The 16,579-nt window shown below is 59.8% G+C and carries 15 protein-coding genes; 4 read left to right on the top strand and 11 right to left on the bottom strand.

Annotated features, from left to right (window positions below; genetic code table 11):
• Window positions 1–109: 109 nt before the first annotated feature.
• The 9 genes from VFG26_RS13765 to VFG26_RS13805 all read right to left on the bottom strand — a co-directional run bounded on the left by VFG26_RS13765 (window position 110) and on the right by VFG26_RS13805 (window position 9,894).
• Entirely contained in the window at window positions 110–538 is a 429-nt protein-coding gene (locus VFG26_RS13765; protein WP_325026262.1) for a VOC family protein, read from the bottom strand.
• Window positions 539–565: 27 nt separating this feature from the next.
• Complete coding sequence (locus VFG26_RS13770; RefSeq protein ID WP_325026491.1) at window positions 566–2,848, bottom strand: xanthine dehydrogenase family protein molybdopterin-binding subunit; 2,283 nt, start codon at window positions 2,846–2,848, stop codon at window positions 566–568.
• Between the two features lie 6 nt (window positions 2,849–2,854).
• Window positions 2,855–3,853, bottom strand: a complete 999-nt coding sequence (locus VFG26_RS13775; protein WP_325026264.1) for a xanthine dehydrogenase family protein subunit M — start codon at window positions 3,851–3,853, stop codon at window positions 2,855–2,857.
• Window positions 3,853–4,374 carry a (2Fe-2S)-binding protein gene (locus tag VFG26_RS13780; protein WP_325026493.1) on the bottom strand — a complete coding sequence of 174 codons (522 nt, stop codon included), beginning with the start codon at window positions 4,372–4,374 and terminating at the stop codon, window positions 3,853–3,855. The genes VFG26_RS13775 and VFG26_RS13780 overlap by 1 nt, the downstream gene beginning before the upstream one ends.
• A 154-nt stretch (window positions 4,375–4,528) precedes the next feature.
• Window positions 4,529–5,935: a glycosyltransferase gene (locus VFG26_RS13785; RefSeq protein ID WP_325026265.1), complete on the bottom strand. Its 1,407-nt coding sequence runs from the start codon at window positions 5,933–5,935 to the stop codon at window positions 4,529–4,531.
• A gap of 4 nt (window positions 5,936–5,939) precedes the next feature.
• The gene (locus VFG26_RS13790; RefSeq protein ID WP_325026267.1) at window positions 5,940–6,971 is read right to left on the bottom strand and encodes a glycosyltransferase; all 1,032 of its coding nucleotides are present in this window, start codon (window positions 6,969–6,971) and stop codon (window positions 5,940–5,942) included.
• A gap of 1 nt (window position 6,972) precedes the next feature.
• Entirely contained in the window at window positions 6,973–7,722 is a 750-nt protein-coding gene (locus tag VFG26_RS13795; protein WP_325026269.1) for a class I SAM-dependent methyltransferase, read from the bottom strand.
• 57 nt (window positions 7,723–7,779) lie between these two features.
• Entirely contained in the window at window positions 7,780–9,063 is a 1,284-nt protein-coding gene (locus tag VFG26_RS13800; RefSeq protein WP_325026271.1) for an ABC transporter ATP-binding protein, read from the bottom strand.
• 15 nt (window positions 9,064–9,078) lie between these two features.
• On the bottom strand, window positions 9,079–9,894 hold the full coding sequence (locus VFG26_RS13805) for an ABC transporter permease (RefSeq protein ID WP_325026272.1): 816 nt from the start codon (window positions 9,892–9,894) through the stop codon (window positions 9,079–9,081).
• Window positions 9,895–10,757: 863 nt separating this feature from the next.
• Between VFG26_RS13805 and VFG26_RS13810 the strand changes: the two genes are divergently transcribed.
• A complete protein-coding gene (locus tag VFG26_RS13810) occupies window positions 10,758–11,372 on the top strand; it encodes a hypothetical protein (RefSeq protein ID WP_325026274.1) in 615 nt (204 codons plus the stop codon).
• Here the strand turns inward: VFG26_RS13810 and VFG26_RS13815 are convergent.
• On the bottom strand, window positions 11,356–12,396 hold the full coding sequence (locus tag VFG26_RS13815; protein WP_325026276.1) for an LLM class flavin-dependent oxidoreductase: 1,041 nt from the start codon (window positions 12,394–12,396) through the stop codon (window positions 11,356–11,358). The two genes, VFG26_RS13810 and VFG26_RS13815, sit on opposite strands and share 17 nt — an antisense overlap.
• Before the next feature lie 130 nt (window positions 12,397–12,526).
• Complete coding sequence (locus VFG26_RS13820) at window positions 12,527–13,210, bottom strand: TetR/AcrR family transcriptional regulator (RefSeq protein ID WP_325026278.1); 684 nt, start codon at window positions 13,208–13,210, stop codon at window positions 12,527–12,529.
• 190 nt (window positions 13,211–13,400) lie between these two features.
• Between VFG26_RS13820 and VFG26_RS13825 the strand changes: the two genes are divergently transcribed.
• The 3 genes from VFG26_RS13825 to VFG26_RS13835 are packed head-to-tail and all read left to right on the top strand — an operon-like array spanning window position 13,401 to window position 16,506.
• Window positions 13,401–15,437 (top strand): FUSC family protein, encoded by a 2,037-nt coding sequence (locus VFG26_RS13825; protein ID WP_325026280.1) that lies wholly within the window; start codon window positions 13,401–13,403, stop codon window positions 15,435–15,437.
• Complete coding sequence (locus VFG26_RS13830) at window positions 15,434–15,640, top strand: DUF1656 domain-containing protein (protein ID WP_325026282.1); 207 nt, start codon at window positions 15,434–15,436, stop codon at window positions 15,638–15,640. Before VFG26_RS13825 ends, VFG26_RS13830 begins: the two co-directional genes overlap by 4 nt.
• Window positions 15,640–16,506, top strand: a complete 867-nt coding sequence (locus tag VFG26_RS13835; protein WP_325026284.1) for an HlyD family secretion protein — start codon at window positions 15,640–15,642, stop codon at window positions 16,504–16,506. The genes VFG26_RS13830 and VFG26_RS13835 overlap by 1 nt, the downstream gene beginning before the upstream one ends.
• The last annotated feature ends 73 nt before the right edge of the window (window positions 16,507–16,579 follow it).

The following is a 16,579-nucleotide window of genomic DNA, read 5'->3' on the forward strand; positions in this document are numbered from 1 at the left end:
CGCGCGCAGCTAAAAGGTCAATTCGCCTAAACTCAGAGCTTCCAAGATAGTTCCCTCAGCGGCTGCCAAAGTCGCCGAGCAAGCGGACCTGAGCCCTTCTTTTGCTTCTCTACTTGTTTTGTTTTGGCTTCGATTTTTCGTGCTTCTCGCCGTATTTCATTCCTTCGAGCTTGATGCCGTCAGGATCTAAGAAGAAGACGGCGTAGTAGTCTTCATAATACTCATCGGCAGGATCGACAATTTCCACGCTGTTCTTCTTAAGATACTCCTGCAGTTCATCGACGTCTTTTCGGTTGCGAAGCTGGAAGGCGTAATGATGCAGCCCGACGTCGCCGGTCCGGTGTTTATGCTTCCGTCCATCCGCGTCGGCCTGCGTAATCCAATAGCGGGTCTTGCCGTTCGTCCAGCCAATCGAGTTCTCGTATTCATCCAGCACGTCGAAGCCGAGGAACTCGAAGAGGCCGCCGTAGAAGGCCTTTGATTTTGCAAAGTTGCTGACGCGGATCGCTAAATGGTCGATGCCGGCGACGCGCGACATGGCTGCACTCCATTCTGCTCACTCGGTTCAGTTCTCGAGAAGGTGTTCCAGGCGGATAGGCAAATGCCGGATGCGCTTACCCGTTGCATGGAAGATCGCATTGGCAATTGCCGCGTTCGTCCCGACGTTGCCGAGTTCGCCCAGACCCTTGATGCCCGCCGGATTGACCTCGTCATCGACTTCGGGAACGAGGATGACCTCGACATCTGCAATATCCGCATTCACCGGCACGAGGTAGTCCTGAAGCTCGCGATTGACATAGCGCGCATTGCGCGGATCGACCTGCGTCTCTTCCAGCAGCGCTGAACTCATGCCCCAGATCATGCCGCCCATCAGCTGGCTTCGGGCCGTGCGGGTATTCATAATGCGACCGGCTGCGAACGCGCCGACCATGCGAGGCACGCGGATTTCGCGCGTTCGGGCATTGATGCGGACCTCGACAAACTCGGCGCCAAACGCGTACATCAGCTTCTTGCCGTGCGAACCGCCAACGAACGTGCTTTTGCCGGTATAGAGCGAATGCACCGCATCCGCGGGCGCGCCTTCCGGTACGAACTCGGCATACTCTTCGACCATGCCGGCGCCGAGAATTTTGAACACGTCCGAGAGCTTCTGCGAGCGTCCGTCCTTGGCGACGACTTCGCCGTTCTTGAGATCGAGATCGGCAATCGGCTTGCCGACGAGCGGGCCATCGTTCGATCGAACGGCAGCTTCGAAGAGCCTGCGCCGTATTCCCTCGCAGGCCTTGAGCACCGTGGAACAGACACTCGCAGTGCTGTTCGAGCCGCCTGCGACGGGCGCGGGCGGATGATCGCTGTCTCCCATTTCGCACTGGACCGCCGTGATATCGAGCCCAAGTCTCTCGGCCGCCATTTGGGCTGCAACGGTCCGGATGCCCGTGCCGATCTCATGGGAGGCGCTTTGAACGTCAGCAGTACCGTCGGCAGACAGGCGGACGCGCGCAGTGGCGGCCCCAACATGGGTTGGATATACGGCGGTCGCACAGCCCCACCCGATCATCCAATCGCCATCGCGCATGCTGCCAGGGGCTTTGACTCGGTTTGACCAACCGAATGCTTTGGCCGCCTCGTCGTAGCATTCCATCAACGAGCGGCTGCTGTATGGCTTGCCTGAGATGGGATCCTTGTGGGTGTCGTTGAGGCGCCGAAGTTCGACGGGGTCCATATCCAGCTTGTAGGCCAGTTCGTCGATCGCACTTTCGAGCGGGAACATATACGGCGTTTCGGGCGGAGATCGCATGTACCCCGGCGTTTGCCGGTCCGCCTTCACAAGTTCGACTTTGCTTGCGACTGCGCCGTATGCGTACATTCGCGATGTCGTATCGACGCCACCGACCACGTAATTATCGATGCGGGACGTCAGCTCGGTCCCTTCGTGGCTGAATGCCAAAAACTTGCCGTCGCGGGATGCTCCTAGGCGAAGGCGATGCTTCGTCTCCGCGCGGAACGTCGTAGTCGTGAATCCTTGCATGCGTGTTACGACGCAGCGGACCGGCCGGTTGAGACGGCGCGCGGCGACGGCGACGATCGCCGTCCGCGGCGTCATCGGTCCCTTGGAGCCAAACGCGCCTCCGACGTACGGGCTCACGACGCGAACGTTCTTTGGATCCAACTGCAGCTGCTTGGCGATTTCCGCTTTGAAGCCGTAAACGTTCTGCGTCGGTTCGTAGACGGTCAGCTGATCGTGCGTCCAGGCGCAAGTCGTGGAGAAAAGCTCGATCGGGTTGTGTGTCTCGGGGGCGGTCGCATATTCGGCATCGATCTGCACAGGGGCGCTTGCGAACGCAGCTTCGAAGTCGCCAGCCTTGAGATCTTCCGGATACATCGGGCTAACGCCCGCTGCAGGGATCGTCTCCGTGCCCGGGGAATCCAGCGTCGCGCTCGCGGGCTGCTCCGCGTAGGTCATGCGCACTAGAGATGCCGCTTGAGATGCGGCTTCGAACGTGTCGGCGACGACGAGCGCTACGATCTGCCCGTCATGGACGATTGTCTTCTGATGCAGCGGTGCCAACGACGTCGATGTTGAATTGGAATACTTGGGGGCCTTGACGCCACTCATGTCGCCATAAGTGACGATATCGAGAACGCCCGAAACGGCCTTTGCCTCCGAAAAATCCATCCAGGTGACTTCACCGTGCGAAATGGGGCTAGTCACCAGCACGGCGTGAGCGAAATTGTTCAGTGGAATGTCGGCAGCGTAAGGTGCTTCGCCCGTTACCTTCAGTCGGCCATCAATGCGCGGCGCGGGCTGACCTTGATTTTGACGCGGCTCGGGAGCGGCTGGCTGCAGCATTTCTCAGATCCTCATCGCCTTCGCTTCGAGCAGTGCACGCACAATGGCGGCCTTGCCGGCCGGCACCTTGAATTTATTGTATTGGCGGGGCTCGGCTCCGGCAAAGGCCGCTTCGGCCGCCTTTGCCGCCAACCTTTCATCGAGGATGTTGCCTCTGATGACCGCTTCGGCCTCGCCCGAGCGCCAGGGCACCGTTGCCACGCCGCCGAGCGCGAGCCGCACGTCGCGAACCCTGTCACCATCGAGATCGAGAGCCACCGCAACGGAGGCAACCGCAAACTGGTAAGACTGGCGGTCGCGGATTTTCAGATAATGAGAGCGGCGCGTGTGCGGTCCGGCGGGGACGTCAATAGACGTGATCAGTTCGCCCGGCTCTAGGACTGTCTCGACTTCCGGTGTATCGCCCGGAAGCCGGTGCAATTGTCCAAACGGAATCTGACGATTGCCGTTCGGTCCGGCCGTCGAAACAATCGCATCGAGCGCGATGAGCGCCTGGGCAAAGTCACCGTGGTATGTCGCGATGCAGGCTGGGCTGGTGCCGAGAACCGCGTGTTCACGGTTGATGCCCTCAAGCGCAGAGCATCCCGATCCCGGCTGACGCTTGTTACAAGGCCAAGACGTTTCGCGGAAATATTGGCAGCGCGTTTTCTGCAGAATATTGCCGCCTAGGCTCGCCATATTGCGGATTTGCTGACTGGCAGCCAGCATGAGGCTTTCTGCTATGACCGGATAATCGCGTTTGATATCCGGGTGGTCCTGAGCTTCCGCCATGCGCACCAGCGCACCGAGGTGAAGACCTTCGCTCGTCACGTCGATGCGCCCATGCACGTCCTTGGCGAGGACGTTGATGTCGACCAAGCGATCCGGTTGAAGTACGTCGAGCTTCATGTAGTCGACGACATTCGTGCCGCCGGCGATGAATTGCGCCCGGGCCGCGTGGGCTGCGGCGGCTGCAACCGCGTCGCCCGTATCGCGGGCTTTGTAGTATCCAAACCTATTCATCAGGCCCGCTCCATTTCAGCTTTGGCCTGTCTCACAGCAGCGACGATGTTGGGGTAAGCGGCGCAGCGGCAGAGATTGCCGCTCATGAACTCGCGGATCTCATCGTCGTCGTTGGCATGGCCTTCGTTGATGCACGCAACGGCCGACATGATTTGGCCCGGCGTGCAGTAGCCACATTGGAGGCCATCGTTGTCGATGAAGGCTTGCTGGACCGGATGCAGCTTGCCCTCGGGACTCGCTAGACCTTCAATCGTCGTGACGGCTTCGCCTTGGGCCATGACGGCGAGAGTCATGCATGAGAGCACACGCTGACCAGCGACGTGGACGGTACATGCGCCACACTGGCCGTGGTCACATCCCTTTTTTGTGCCGGTCAGTCCGGCATGATCGCGGATGGCATCGAGAAGGCTTGTGCGCGGGTCTAAGGTTAGCCGGTAATTCTCGCCGTTGATGCTTAACTCGACGGCTTCCGTCTCACTTGCGCCGCCCGCTGGGGCACTGGCAAAGGGAATGAACGGCATCCCGGCGGAGATCTCAGACGCCTCAGAGGACTGCAGATCCGAAACATCTCTTTGCATTTTTTGGAACTCCTCGCCCGGCAATCGCCATGCAAACCCCGGGGGCCGGGGCAGAGTTCCGTGATAGCTGGGGGTCCGGCAACCCTCCCTCGGAGGGCTAAGGGCTTAGCGCGAAGGCTGGACTTGCGGTTTGATCCGCAGATCCCGAAAGCTTCATGCCGCGCCGATAGACGGCATCGAGTTCGCGCGCCATGTGATCGAAGGTGCGCTGCGGGTGGATGTTGCTGCGAAGCCTGCGGAGTTCGCAAGGAGCTGCGAGAAGGCGCGCGATCCGCTCGGCCAATTGGCCGGCTTCGCCGGGCGCGAATAATAGGCCATCAACATTATGGCGAATGCGCTCGGCGATCCCGCCAAGACGGCTTCCTATGACCGGGAGTCCTGCCGCCATAGCTTCATAGACCGCCAGCGGCCCCGTCTCGAGCCATACCGATGGCACGAGACAAGCGTCATGCGTGACGAGTTCGTGTAGCATTTCTTCAGCCAGCACCGTGCGAGGCGGCAGCAGCCGCTTGTCCCTGGCGAAGGGTTTCAACAGCTTCGTTCCGTAGGCGGAGTCCCAGCCCGGGCCCAAAAGCGAAACCGTCAGAGGCGCGCGCTGATCGATCAGCTTCAGCGCGCCAAGGATCGTCTCGATACCTTTGACGTCACTACACCGTCCAGCGAACACAAGGCGCAGCGGCCGCGTTTCGTTGAATTCCTCCGGGACAGAAATATCGGGCGCTATTGGATCTTGCGAGACACCCATTTCAATAAATTCGATTTTTTCATCGGGCACCCCATTCGTGCGCAGCACGCCGGCGATCCACCGCGATTGGATGTGAAATACGTCGACGAGGCCCACCGCGGTGCGGAAGGCCTCGATGAAGCTTTTCGTCATTGATCGCGATGAGAAGATGCGGCCGATCACACTCCCTTCACGCGCTTTCCCAAACTCAGTCCGCGCGAGAAGCTCTGCGAGCTGCGCTGGCATCCCACGATTTGCCAAGCGGCAACGTGTGCAGCGGGTGGTCTCAAGCCGGCCGTCGCACGGCGAAAATCCGTTTTCAAGCAGCCCGGTCTGCGGGCATGAGATGCCGCCCGTGTGATAGGTGACGACGGTCCGAGTACCAGCGGCTTTCGCCGCCTCCAGGTGCAGCAGCCCGGCTGTCATACTCAGCGTGTGAAAGTGCGCGACCTCGGGCTGCAACTCTTCGAAGAGTTCTTGGAGGCCGGGCGCAGCCTGCGGGCGGCGCGCATAATAGGCCTTCCTGTTTGCGCCGAGGACCGGGGGCAAAATACGGATTTCCAAATCTGGAGCCCTGGATTGCTCAGCACTGCAATCGGGTTCTTCCGCACGTTCATTGAGAACGATGATTGGCCGCCAGCCGAGGCCAGCTTGCCGCCTGGCCAAAGCGCGTATGAACGTATTTGAGCCGCCGCCTCCCGTGATGCTTGAGGCTCCGGCGAAATGGAGGCAGATCGGGCGGCTATCGGTTGGCGCCCGTTCCATGTCCATCATGTTCATGGTGCTAGGCTGGGCTTTGCGAAGCGACCCGCCGCAGTACGGGCGGACACGCCTTGGATGGCAAACTCCGAGCGCCGCGGAGCCTCTTCACAGTCTCGTAGATTTGCCGCTCGTCGCGTGTCAGCAACGCGGGAGCGCGCAGCGCCGCGAAGAGGGAGAGGCACGATGCGCGGTTCAATCGTCCAAGAAGCGCATGCTTGATGATGCGAGCACAGCCCACGCCGGCGGCACGCCACGGCTGGTCCATAGCTTCGATAATCTTCGTATACTGGCCGTGCACTGCAAAGCCTGCGCCGAAGTTTGCAAAGAGACGCTTCGCATAAGAGACCGACAGCCTCCCAGGCGCGATATCGTGCTTGAACCGCAAGCTTTCGCTGAAGATCAGCCTGTATCCGGCGGCTGAGAGGCATGCTGAAATCTCCAGGTCTTCCCCCGACAGCAGCTCTGCACCCTTCCTTCCACTGAGCGCGGGAAAGCCCGGGAGCGAGTACAGGTGTCTGATGAAGTCCCGCCGCATGACGAGCCCCGCGCCCCATAGTGCGCTGACCAACGTTTCTGTTGCGGGCGGATCGGGCAGATACGCGATCTTCGAGATGGGAACACCTACGGCGAAGCCCCACGAGAACGTGTAGAACCATGGCGGCAACACTTCCGGGTTGGCCGGCGTGGAGCAGCCACCTGCGGCGCCGACATCGGAGTCGCGCATAATCCTTGCGGCCTGCATGAGATAGTCTTCGGCAAGCCAATTATCGTCATCACAGAAGATGACGATGCCAAACGACGCGGCGCGAACTCCGGCGCAACGCGCATAGGCGAGACCCGCCTGTGGCTCTTTGATGATCGAGAACGAGAACCGATCGTTGCCGCAGGAGCTCCACATCTCTTCGGCGCGTCTCGACGTGCCATCGGTTGAATCGTTATCGACGAGAATGATTTCGACGGGGAAGTCCGCCTCACAGCGCGCGAGAGTCTCGAGCGTCGGGCGAATGCGGTCGGCGCTGTTGTGCGCACAGATGATGACGCTGATGCCGTTCATATCAGCGCACCGGGAGGCGAACGCCGTACCGCTCTCCAACGGAACGATTGAGCAAACGGAGGTAATGCGTGGGGTGATACTTTCCCTGCGAGAGGTCACTGAGCCTTCGCGCAAGCGGCGAGTCTGGAAAATCCATATGCCGTGTCATTTCGGGATGGATGAGATGTTGGATGCGCGGCTCTTTGCCAGCGCCTTCGGGGTCGCGGCGTGCTGAGAAAAGATTTTGCCGGTACCAGGGCTCGATCATGCCATCGTTCCAGATCTCGGACCGCATGTCGTCACGACAAACGTAGCCCTGTGCATTGAACAAGGCTTGCCAGTAGGTTGGCCATTGGCAATTCACGTGGTGTTCGCCGTGTTGGCCCGGAGCCGCCGCCGAGAAGAATATGAGGTCGCCATGTCTGCAAAGCGTCTCGACAATGGTGCCGGCGAATTCTGCATGCAGGTGCTCGGCGACCTCAAGGCATAGGACGACGTCGAAGCGCCTACCCAGAGACACCGGCCGGCGCAGATCGAACGTCGCAATACGATTGGCTTCAACGTGAAGCTCTGCCGGATCGGCCGCTACGCCATCGAAGCCGAATATGTCATCTATGCCCATCTCGCGTGCGGCGCGAAGCCAGTTTCCGAGGCCTGCGCCAACATCGAGCAAACTCGCGCATGGCGTGCCCGAGAGGAGATAGGCCAGCGCGTGCCGCGCGCCCGCCAACGAATGGGTGTTACGATTGAAGTGGTAGGAAATCTCGCTCATCGATGATCTCTGCCCTGTGGGTGTCGTTGACGGCATCTGAGTTCTTCGCAGGCGCGCTCATAGGATCGCGCGGCAGGGCTCAGGCAAGTGGAAAGCTTCGGACGTCGCAGTGCCCCATTCAGCGGGCCAATCGAGATGACCAACGGCCGAGGCTGGTGGCAGCAGGCGGTGAGCGTCGTCCTCGCCTATGGCAAAGTTCAAAACATCAATTCTTGCATCATAGTCTTCATGCCAATCGCCCAGCCACGCTGACAGCGAATACCTGCCCGGGCGGATCGGCAAGCGGCGCACCTCGCATCTCAGGACGCCGTGGGACATGCCGTTCACGCGACTCCGGCTCGGATGAAACCGGCTATTCGATCCCCAGACCGGTTCACCGGTATCGGCGCGCAGGACAATTCCACCAACTGCCGTGGACAGCGGCCTCGGCGAAGCAAATTGAATATCGACGATCAAGTCACGGTTGACGAGCGCTTCGCCGTTTACGGCGATTGCGGTTATCGCGGGGCGCGTCGCCGTTGCCACGAACGAAATCGAATGCGCGGCATCGCTCGTATTCAGGTACTGCTTGACGACGGCATCAACGGAGCCATCGAGCACTACACGTCCATTGGCGAGGAGAAGGCCGCGGTTGCAGAGCGCTTTGACTGCCGCCAAGTTGTGACTAACGAATAAGACGGTTCGCCCCTGCCCCGCGACGTCTTTCATCTTGCCCAGGCATTTCTTTTGGAACTCGGCATCGCCGACGGCCAGAACTTCGTCAACGACAAGAATTTCAGGCTCCAAATGCGCCGCAACTGCGAACGCCAAGCGGACATACATTCCGCTGGAATAGCGTTTGACGGGCGTATCCAGAAATTTCTCGACCTCCGCGAATGCAACGATCTCGTCGAACTTGCGGTCGATCTCGATGCGCTTCATGCCAAGGATGGCGCCGTTGAGGTAGATGTTCTCGCGTCCGGTGAGTTCGGGATGAAAGCCGGTGCCGACTTCGAGCAAGCTTGCAAGCCGTCCTCTTATTTCCACGCGCCCGCATGTCGGGTCGGTGATGCGCGACAAAACCTTTAGAAGAGTGGACTTCCCCGCCCCGTTACGACCTACTATGCCCACGACATCGCCACGTTCCAGTTCGAACGAGACCTCCTTCAGGGCCCAGAATTCCTCCAGTTCGTCTCCGGCAATGAGCTGGCGGCCAAGCGCGACATCGAACGCCCCGCGCAGAAAACGCGATGCAGAGCGCGTCAGCACATCGCGTAGCGCAGTATAGCGTTCGGGCTTTGCTTTATGCCCGATGAGGTAGCGCTTGCCGAGCCGATCGGCGCGAATGACAATGTCCGTCATTTTGAATTCGAAGCTTTAGATGAGATCCGCGAATGCGCGCTCGGTTCGGCGAAAGTATCTGAGGCCGAACCACATCATGAACCCTGCAACGCCGATACTGGCGAAAAGGCCCGGCGGGTAAATTTGGCTTTCACCGCCCAGGAGGCACCAACGAAACCCGTCAATGACCCCGACAACGGGATTGAGACTGTACCAGAAGCGCATGTCCGACGGGATGATGTCGCTGGAAAAGCCTACGGGGGAAACGTAAAGCCCGAATTGGATTACAAAGGGAATAGCGTACCGCACATCGCGGTATTTGACATTGAGCGCGGTGATGTAGAGCGCGGGTCCAAGGCTGGCAATGACAGCAAAGCCGATGAAGACGGGCAGGAACACCACGTGCCAGCTCGGCGCATATCCATACCATGCCATCAGGCCGAAAAAGATTGCGAGGTTGATCACGAAGTCGACGAGCGCGACGACTCCTGCTGAAGCGGGAACGATCAAGCGCGGAAAATAGACCTTACCAATCAGGTTCGCGTTATTGATGAGGCTGCTCGAGGCTTCGCTGAGAACGCTCGAGAACAGAAACCAGGGAAGCATGCCCGCGAATACGAGTATCGGATACGGCACGCCGCCGTTGCTTGGCAGCTTTACAAGCTTGCCGAAAATCACAGTGAAGATGACCACAGTCAGCAGCGGGCGGATGACAGCCCAAGCGACACCAATGATGGTTTGCTTGTAGCGAACAGCAATGTCTCGCCAGGCCAAAATGGCGAACAGCTCGCGGTAGTTCCAAAGGTCGGACCAGTAATTCCGCTCGCTGAGCGTGGCCTCCAGGACGTGCAAGCGCGTGTTCTCAGGTCGAGAAATCGGCCAATTCCTTTGGTTTTTCGATGATGGAAGCTGTCGATAACGTGGAGTGCGACAATCGCCGAAGCGATGGCATCACGTTGTTTGACTGTGAGAAAATCTACCGAACTACGGGTGAAACCTGTTCACCCGAAATCAGAAAGAGGGCATGTCTAACGTTTCGCCCGGCGCGAACTATGCGTTTCGCTGCTTTGTGTTTTCTTGCAGATAACGAAGTAGACCGTCAACCTGATAAGATATGTTTTATCATGCAGGTGTGGACATTTGGCCACCTCAGGTTGCGCCCTGCAAACGGAGAGCGTCTTCGGCCAGTGCATTCGGGAGCACCGTAGAATTGGACGCTGTGTACTGACGCTTCGAAACGATCAGTCAACCTTTCTCACCGAATCCGCTGCGCGTCGCAGGGTTCGCGGGTATGTGAAATCCGCTTCAAATTTTCGCTAATTCACCTCAATCCCGGGGCGCAGAAGTTGGCGACCGATCCTCATAGTGATGATGGAAGCGACGTCGTGCGCCGTCTTCGTGACAGACGCTTCACGCAGCAACGCGAGCCAACCAACAGCCCGTCTGAACAGAACGAGATTCCCGCGTTCCTATCTTCGGCTCCTGATGGTGAGCAGCAGCGAACCTTCACGCGTTCGCCGAGATGGAGAAATTGGATTGAGGTTTCTTCTAGGCTTCTCTCCCGGCTTACGGCTTGGCGTCCGACTAAAAATGAACTGGCTATCTACGCGCGCGCTGCGCTTGCCTTTGTTCTGCTTCCCCTCGCAGTTGCGTCGTCACCGATCGTATCGCGTGCGCCTGGCAACGACCGCGACTTCTCAATTGCCGAAAGCCGAATGAGTTTTGGTCAAGGCTTGGGCCGACGGCTTGCATCCGAGCCAGCGATCGATCTTTCGGCAGACACGAGTGCCCGCTCCGACCTGAAGCCAGAGCAGCCGGTGCCGTCCGCGGATGATCCTGAAAAGCCGCTCGCTGCGTCGGAGACAGCGCAGCCGGATCATCGTTCAGTTACGGCGCTCATCACGGATAATAGGCGCTGGAGCCTGCCGTTCGGCAGCCAGGAATATGCGCCGGCTGATTTGCCGGCGAACCCGGCAACGGCATTCAAAACCGAAATCGATCAATCGCGCTTTCCGGATGATATCGAGATCCTAACGGCGCACAACGACGTCCCCGTCCTCCGTGATCCCTCGCGCGTGAAACGGCCGGCCACCCCGCGCGATAGAGTTCTCGGCTATTCCCGGCGTGCGCCGAAGGTCACGCGGACGCGGGAGCCAGCGGTCAAAACGGTTGTCGTCGAGCCGCCAGAGCCAGGACTCCTGCCGCCCATTCTGTTTTTCCTCGGTGCGCCTCCGTCCGAAGAGCCGCCGCCAATGCCAAAAAGCCCGCGGCCTACGAGGCGATCGCCGGTCCCGAATTCGTTCCGAGATATTTTCACGTACGAGGACTGACGGCCTTACGGACAAGAGGCGCGACCTCGGTCCCCAGGAGTTCTATGGACTTCAACATCGCCTCATGCTCCGCCGAGGCGGAGCTCATCTGAAATGTAAAGCGCGAGACACCACCGAGGTCGTCACTGGCTTCCAGCAACTTGCGAGCGACTGTTTCGGGATCGCCAATCAGAAACGCGCCGCCGGGTCCGCACTGGGCCTCAAACTGCGCCCGCGTGACCGGAGACCAGCCGCGTTCGCGACCGATCTGCGTGAACATGTGCGACCATCCCGGATAAAATGTATCGCGGGCCTCCTGTGAACTTCCAGCGACGAAGCCCAACGCGTGGATGCCGACGCGCTGGCGTTCCGGTGGATGGCCAGCGCGCCGCCAGGCTTCTCGATAGAGATCAACCAGTGGACGGAAGCGGCGGAACTCGCCTCCGATGATCGCGACCATCAAGGGCAAGCCGAGGAGACCAGCTCGGGCAAATGATTGCCGTGAGCCGCCTACACCCAGCCAGATGGGGATTTCAGGCTGAAGGGGACGCGGATAGATGCCTTGGCCGGAAATGGCAGGGCGAAACCGGCCCGACCAGTGCACATTTTCTGTGGCGCGTATTTCTAGCAGCAGCTGCAGCTTCTCGGCGAAGAGCGCGTCGTAATCTTCGAAACGCAATCCGAAGAGCGGGTATGCCTCACCGAATGAGCCACGGCCGACAACGATTTCCGCCCGCCCCTGCGAAATCAGGTCAAGCGTTGCAAACTCCTGAAAGACGCGGACGGGATCGGCTGCGCTCAGCACGGTGACCGCGCTCGTCAGGCGGATCGACTTCGTTTTTGCTGCGGCCGCAGCGAGGATAACGGCGGGGCTTGAGTCGAGGAACTCGGGCCGGTGGTGCTCGCCGATCCCGAAGACATCGAGGCCGCATCTATCGGCCATTTCGATCTCTTCCAGAAGAGTAGCTATTCGGCCTGCCGGTGAGGGTGTGTCCCCGGAAACGCCGGACATAATCGCCGCGAAACTGTCGATACCAAGTTCCAATCGAGCCTCCAGCTAGTTTCTACCGCGTCTCATATCCCGGCGACGCTGCTGGGCTGTCCACGCTGGCCGGAGCGGGGCGGGCTGCGCTCTCATAGTGGGCGAACTCTTTAAGACCAAGTAGCGGTGCGCGTTATTTATAAGGTTTAAGCCGGCTATTTCCGTTGGGGGAGAAGATCAGGTCGAGTTGCGCTTCAAACAATGCGCCCACATCGACGGGGTTGGCCTTGTCCAAGAATTTGTTGATGACGATGCCGGCCCATATCGGCGCGAGAAGGATTTGGGGATTTTGGATGAGCTCATCACCCGTCAATTCGCCGGCTTTCCGGGCCGAGGCTGCAAGCCGCTTGATCTTCTGGGTGAGCGGCTCAATCACGTCACGACGATAGATCTCGACCAGGGCCGGAAACTTGGAGCCTTCGGCGATGACGACGCGCGCAATGTCAGCGCGGCTCTTCTTATCGATGTTGCGAACGGTCACGAGTAGCGTTCGTCGCAGGAAGGCTCCGACTCTCTCTCCCGGTTCTCTTTTCGACTCGTCCACCTCTATGTGGGCGTGGACAATCTCCTGCTGAACGACAGCCGAGAAGAGCTCTTCTTTGGTCTCGAAGTAGCGATAGATGAGACCCTTCGCGACGCCTGCCCGCTTCGAAACGCTTGCAACCGTGGTGTCTGCGAACCCCTTTTCGAGGAATTCCTGAAGTGCGGCGTCAACGATGGCTTGCCGGGTTTGAGCGGTCTTCTCGGGGCTGGCGCCGCGCCGGCGAACTTCGCTGCCTTTGGGCGGGTGCCGGCCGTTTCGACTGCTTCTCTGCATCAAGGCAACGATTTCTGCCTGGACCGGGCCCAGGCCTTCCATTTTCGATTAGGACCCATGCGTTTGTCGCACGATCAGTGTGCCACATGATCTTGACAAAAGTGACTGCCGGGTCATTTATGCCCCAATGGGCAAACATTCAAGATCTAAAAGCGAGCGCGGGGCTCTCCGCCCAGTCGCGGTAAATCCCTTGTGGCTGCCCTCCGCACAACAATGGCTCTTCTCCGTGAAGACCTTCATCGCTGCTTCGCTCGCTCTCTTCATCGGCCTCTGGATCTCGCTGCCCAACCCCTACTGGGCGGTTGCGACCGTATATATTGCCTCCAACCCTTTGTCGGGTGCGACGAGGTCGAAAGCCATCTTCCGCGTGATGGGGACATTGATTGGCGCCGTCGCAGCCGTCGTCATGGTCCCCAATCTCGCGAACGCCCCGGTCTTGCTCGTGCTCGCCATGGCGACGTGGACAGCGTTCTGCCTCTACTTGTCTTTGCTCGACCGCGGCCCGAGAAGCTACGTCTTCATGCTGGCGGGATACACCGCAGCACTCATCGGCTTCCCCACGGTCGACGTGCCCGGAACCGTTTTCGACGTAGCGCTGGCCCGGACCGAGGAGATCGTTCTCGGCATCGTTTGCGCGGCGGTGGTCTCAAGCGTTGTATTTCCCCGGTCTGTCGTCAATGCGGTGACGCAACGTCTGACCTCATGGCTGACAGGCGCCGATGCCAGCGCCCGCGACGCGCTAGAGGCGAAGTCGGGCGTTGAAGCCGACGCTAACCGTCTCCGGCTCGCCGCCGAAACAGGCGAAATTGAAAATCTGGCGAGCCACTTGGTTTACGATGCCGGCGGCCATCGCGATCTGCCGCGTCTCGTTCGCGAAATCCAGCCGCGAATGCTGATGCTTCTGCCTATTCTCTCGTCGATTTCGGACGGCTTGCGCGAGCTTGCGGCGATGGGCGGCCCCACGGCTCAGGTACGCGACCTCGTGGAGCGCGTCGATCGTGGACTGGTACAGGAACGCCCCGCCAGCGTCCAAGAACTCGATGAACTGCGAGCGGACCTCGAAAGGCGGGTCGCCTTGCCTGGTGCAAACCGCACGTGGCGCGGCCTGCTCGAACTTACTCTACTCATGCGGCTCCGCGATTTGACCGCGATCCGCAGCGACTTCCTGCACGTCATGCAAGCGATGGCGGGAAAGACCAAGGCGCGCTCAAAGGACTTCGCTTATCAGATTGCGAACTTTGCCGCTCCCGCGCGCCATCGTGACCGTGGTCAGGCTTCTCTCGCGGCGCTCGTCAGCTTCGCCACGACGATCGTCTGCTGCTCGTTCTGGATCCTGCTTGCGTGGCCGGACGGCGGCACGGCGGCGATGATGGCCGCGGTCGCCGGAAGCTTGTTTGCTGCGCAGGACAATCCGGTTCCTTCCATCGTGATCTTCGCCAAGTGGGCGGTTGTTGCCGCGATCATTTCGGGGGTCTGTGTCTTCGGCGCATTTACACATGCTCATAACTACGAAACCCTGATGCTGGCCTTTGCGCCTTGGCTGCTCGCCATCGGGCTCCTCATCTCGAGGCCCGAGACGTTGCTGATCGGCCTTTCTCTCGGTGTCAACGGCATTGCCACTACCGGCCTGCAAGCCCACTTCACCGCGGATGCCGCCGCATTCCTGAACGTGAGTATCGCGACGACGTTTGGCGTCTGCCTTGCTGCAGCGATGGCTGCCTTACTTCGCACGGTCGGCGCCGAGTGGAGCATCCGCCGGCTTGCCAACGCAAACCGCGCGACCCTTGCGGTGATCGCGAACGCCCAAGATGCTTCGCAGGATGGGCGGATGGCCGGCGTCATGCTCGACAGGCTGATGTTGCTGGCGCCTCGCGCCAAGGCGGCCGGTCACCGAATACCCGATGCGATTGGCGAGCTTCGGCAAGGCTTCAATATCGTCGACCTTCGCCACGCGCGCGCAGGCCTTCCAAAGTACGTCAGGGCGCGCATCGACACCGTGCTCGGGAACTTGAGGCAGCATTATCAAAGGGCGACTTCCGGAACGCCGGCATCGCCGTCCGTTCTCGTTGCAATCGATGATGCAATCGAAGTTGTCCGTGAGGAGCAGGGCGCATCTGCGCGCAAGGCTCTGCTCGGGCTCATCGGCTTGCGGCGAAGCCTTTTCCCGGGGCAACCCTCGCCGCCCAATCTGCCAGAGACGCGCGAAATACCGGAGGCGGCTGAATGAACCCAGAACTCGACATCTTCGGCGTCTTCGTGCCTTCGATGCTCGTCTACGCCATGGCGGCCTACTTCGTGGTGGCCGTTCTCTCTCGCGCGCTGCGGGTCATCGGTCTTTACCGTTGCGTATGGCATCCACCGCTTTTCAATTTGTGCATTTACGTCTGCTTGCTCGGAGCCAGCGTCATGATTTTCTCGAAGGCTAACTAATGATCCGCTTTTTGGCCAACCTCGGCCGCCTGACTATAACTCTCATCGTCGTCGCAATTGCTATTTTCGTCGGGTGGCGGCTTTGGGTTCATTACGAAGTCGAGCCCTGGACGCGCGACGGCCGTGTTCGCGCAGACGTCATCGCCATCGCGCCTGACGTTTCAGGCCTCGTCACCGAAGTGCTCGTGCGTGACAATCAACTCGTCCACAAAGGCGACGTCCTGTTCCGTATCGATCGCGATCGCTTCTTACTGGCCCTGCAACAGGCGGAAGCCAACGTCGAGGGACGGAAGGCAGCGCTGGAGGCGGCCGAGAAGGATCTTGTGCGCTACCGCACGATGAGCAGCATTGCTGTTAGCCAGCAGAAGGTCGAGCAGGTGACAGCGATCGAGGCCAAGGCCCGGGCGGATCTGCATCAGGCTCAGGCTGATCGCGATGTGGCAAAGCTCAACCTCACACGTTCCGAGGTTCGTGCTTCGGTGAATGGTCCCATTACGAACTTCGATTTGCAGCCCGGCAACTACGTCACCGCTGGAAAGGGGGTCGCGGCGCTCATCGATCAGGATTCCTTCCATGTCGATGGGTACTTCGAAGAAACGAAGCTGCCCCGGATCCAGGTTGGTGACAAAGCTTCGGTTTATATGATGGGTGAGGACCAGCCGATCACGGGCCATGTTGAGAGCATTGCAGGCGGCATTGAAGACCGCGATAGGACCGACGGCTCCAACCTGCTCGCTGACGTCAATCCGACTTTCAGCTGGGTACGCCTCGCGCAGCGCATCCCCGTGCGCATCGCCCTGGACAAAGTTCCAGATGGCATGCGCCTTGTGGCCGGCCGGACCTCAACCGTGGTTATCAAACCCTGACCACGCGGCCGAAGAAACTCGGCCTAAACGAAGGATATAACTCAAGCTCGCGTATCAGATTACAAGAAGCGCC

Source organism: Hyphomicrobium sp., assembly GCF_035687085.1.
In the GTDB taxonomy this organism is placed as follows: domain Bacteria; phylum Pseudomonadota; class Alphaproteobacteria; order Rhizobiales; family Hyphomicrobiaceae; genus Hyphomicrobium_B.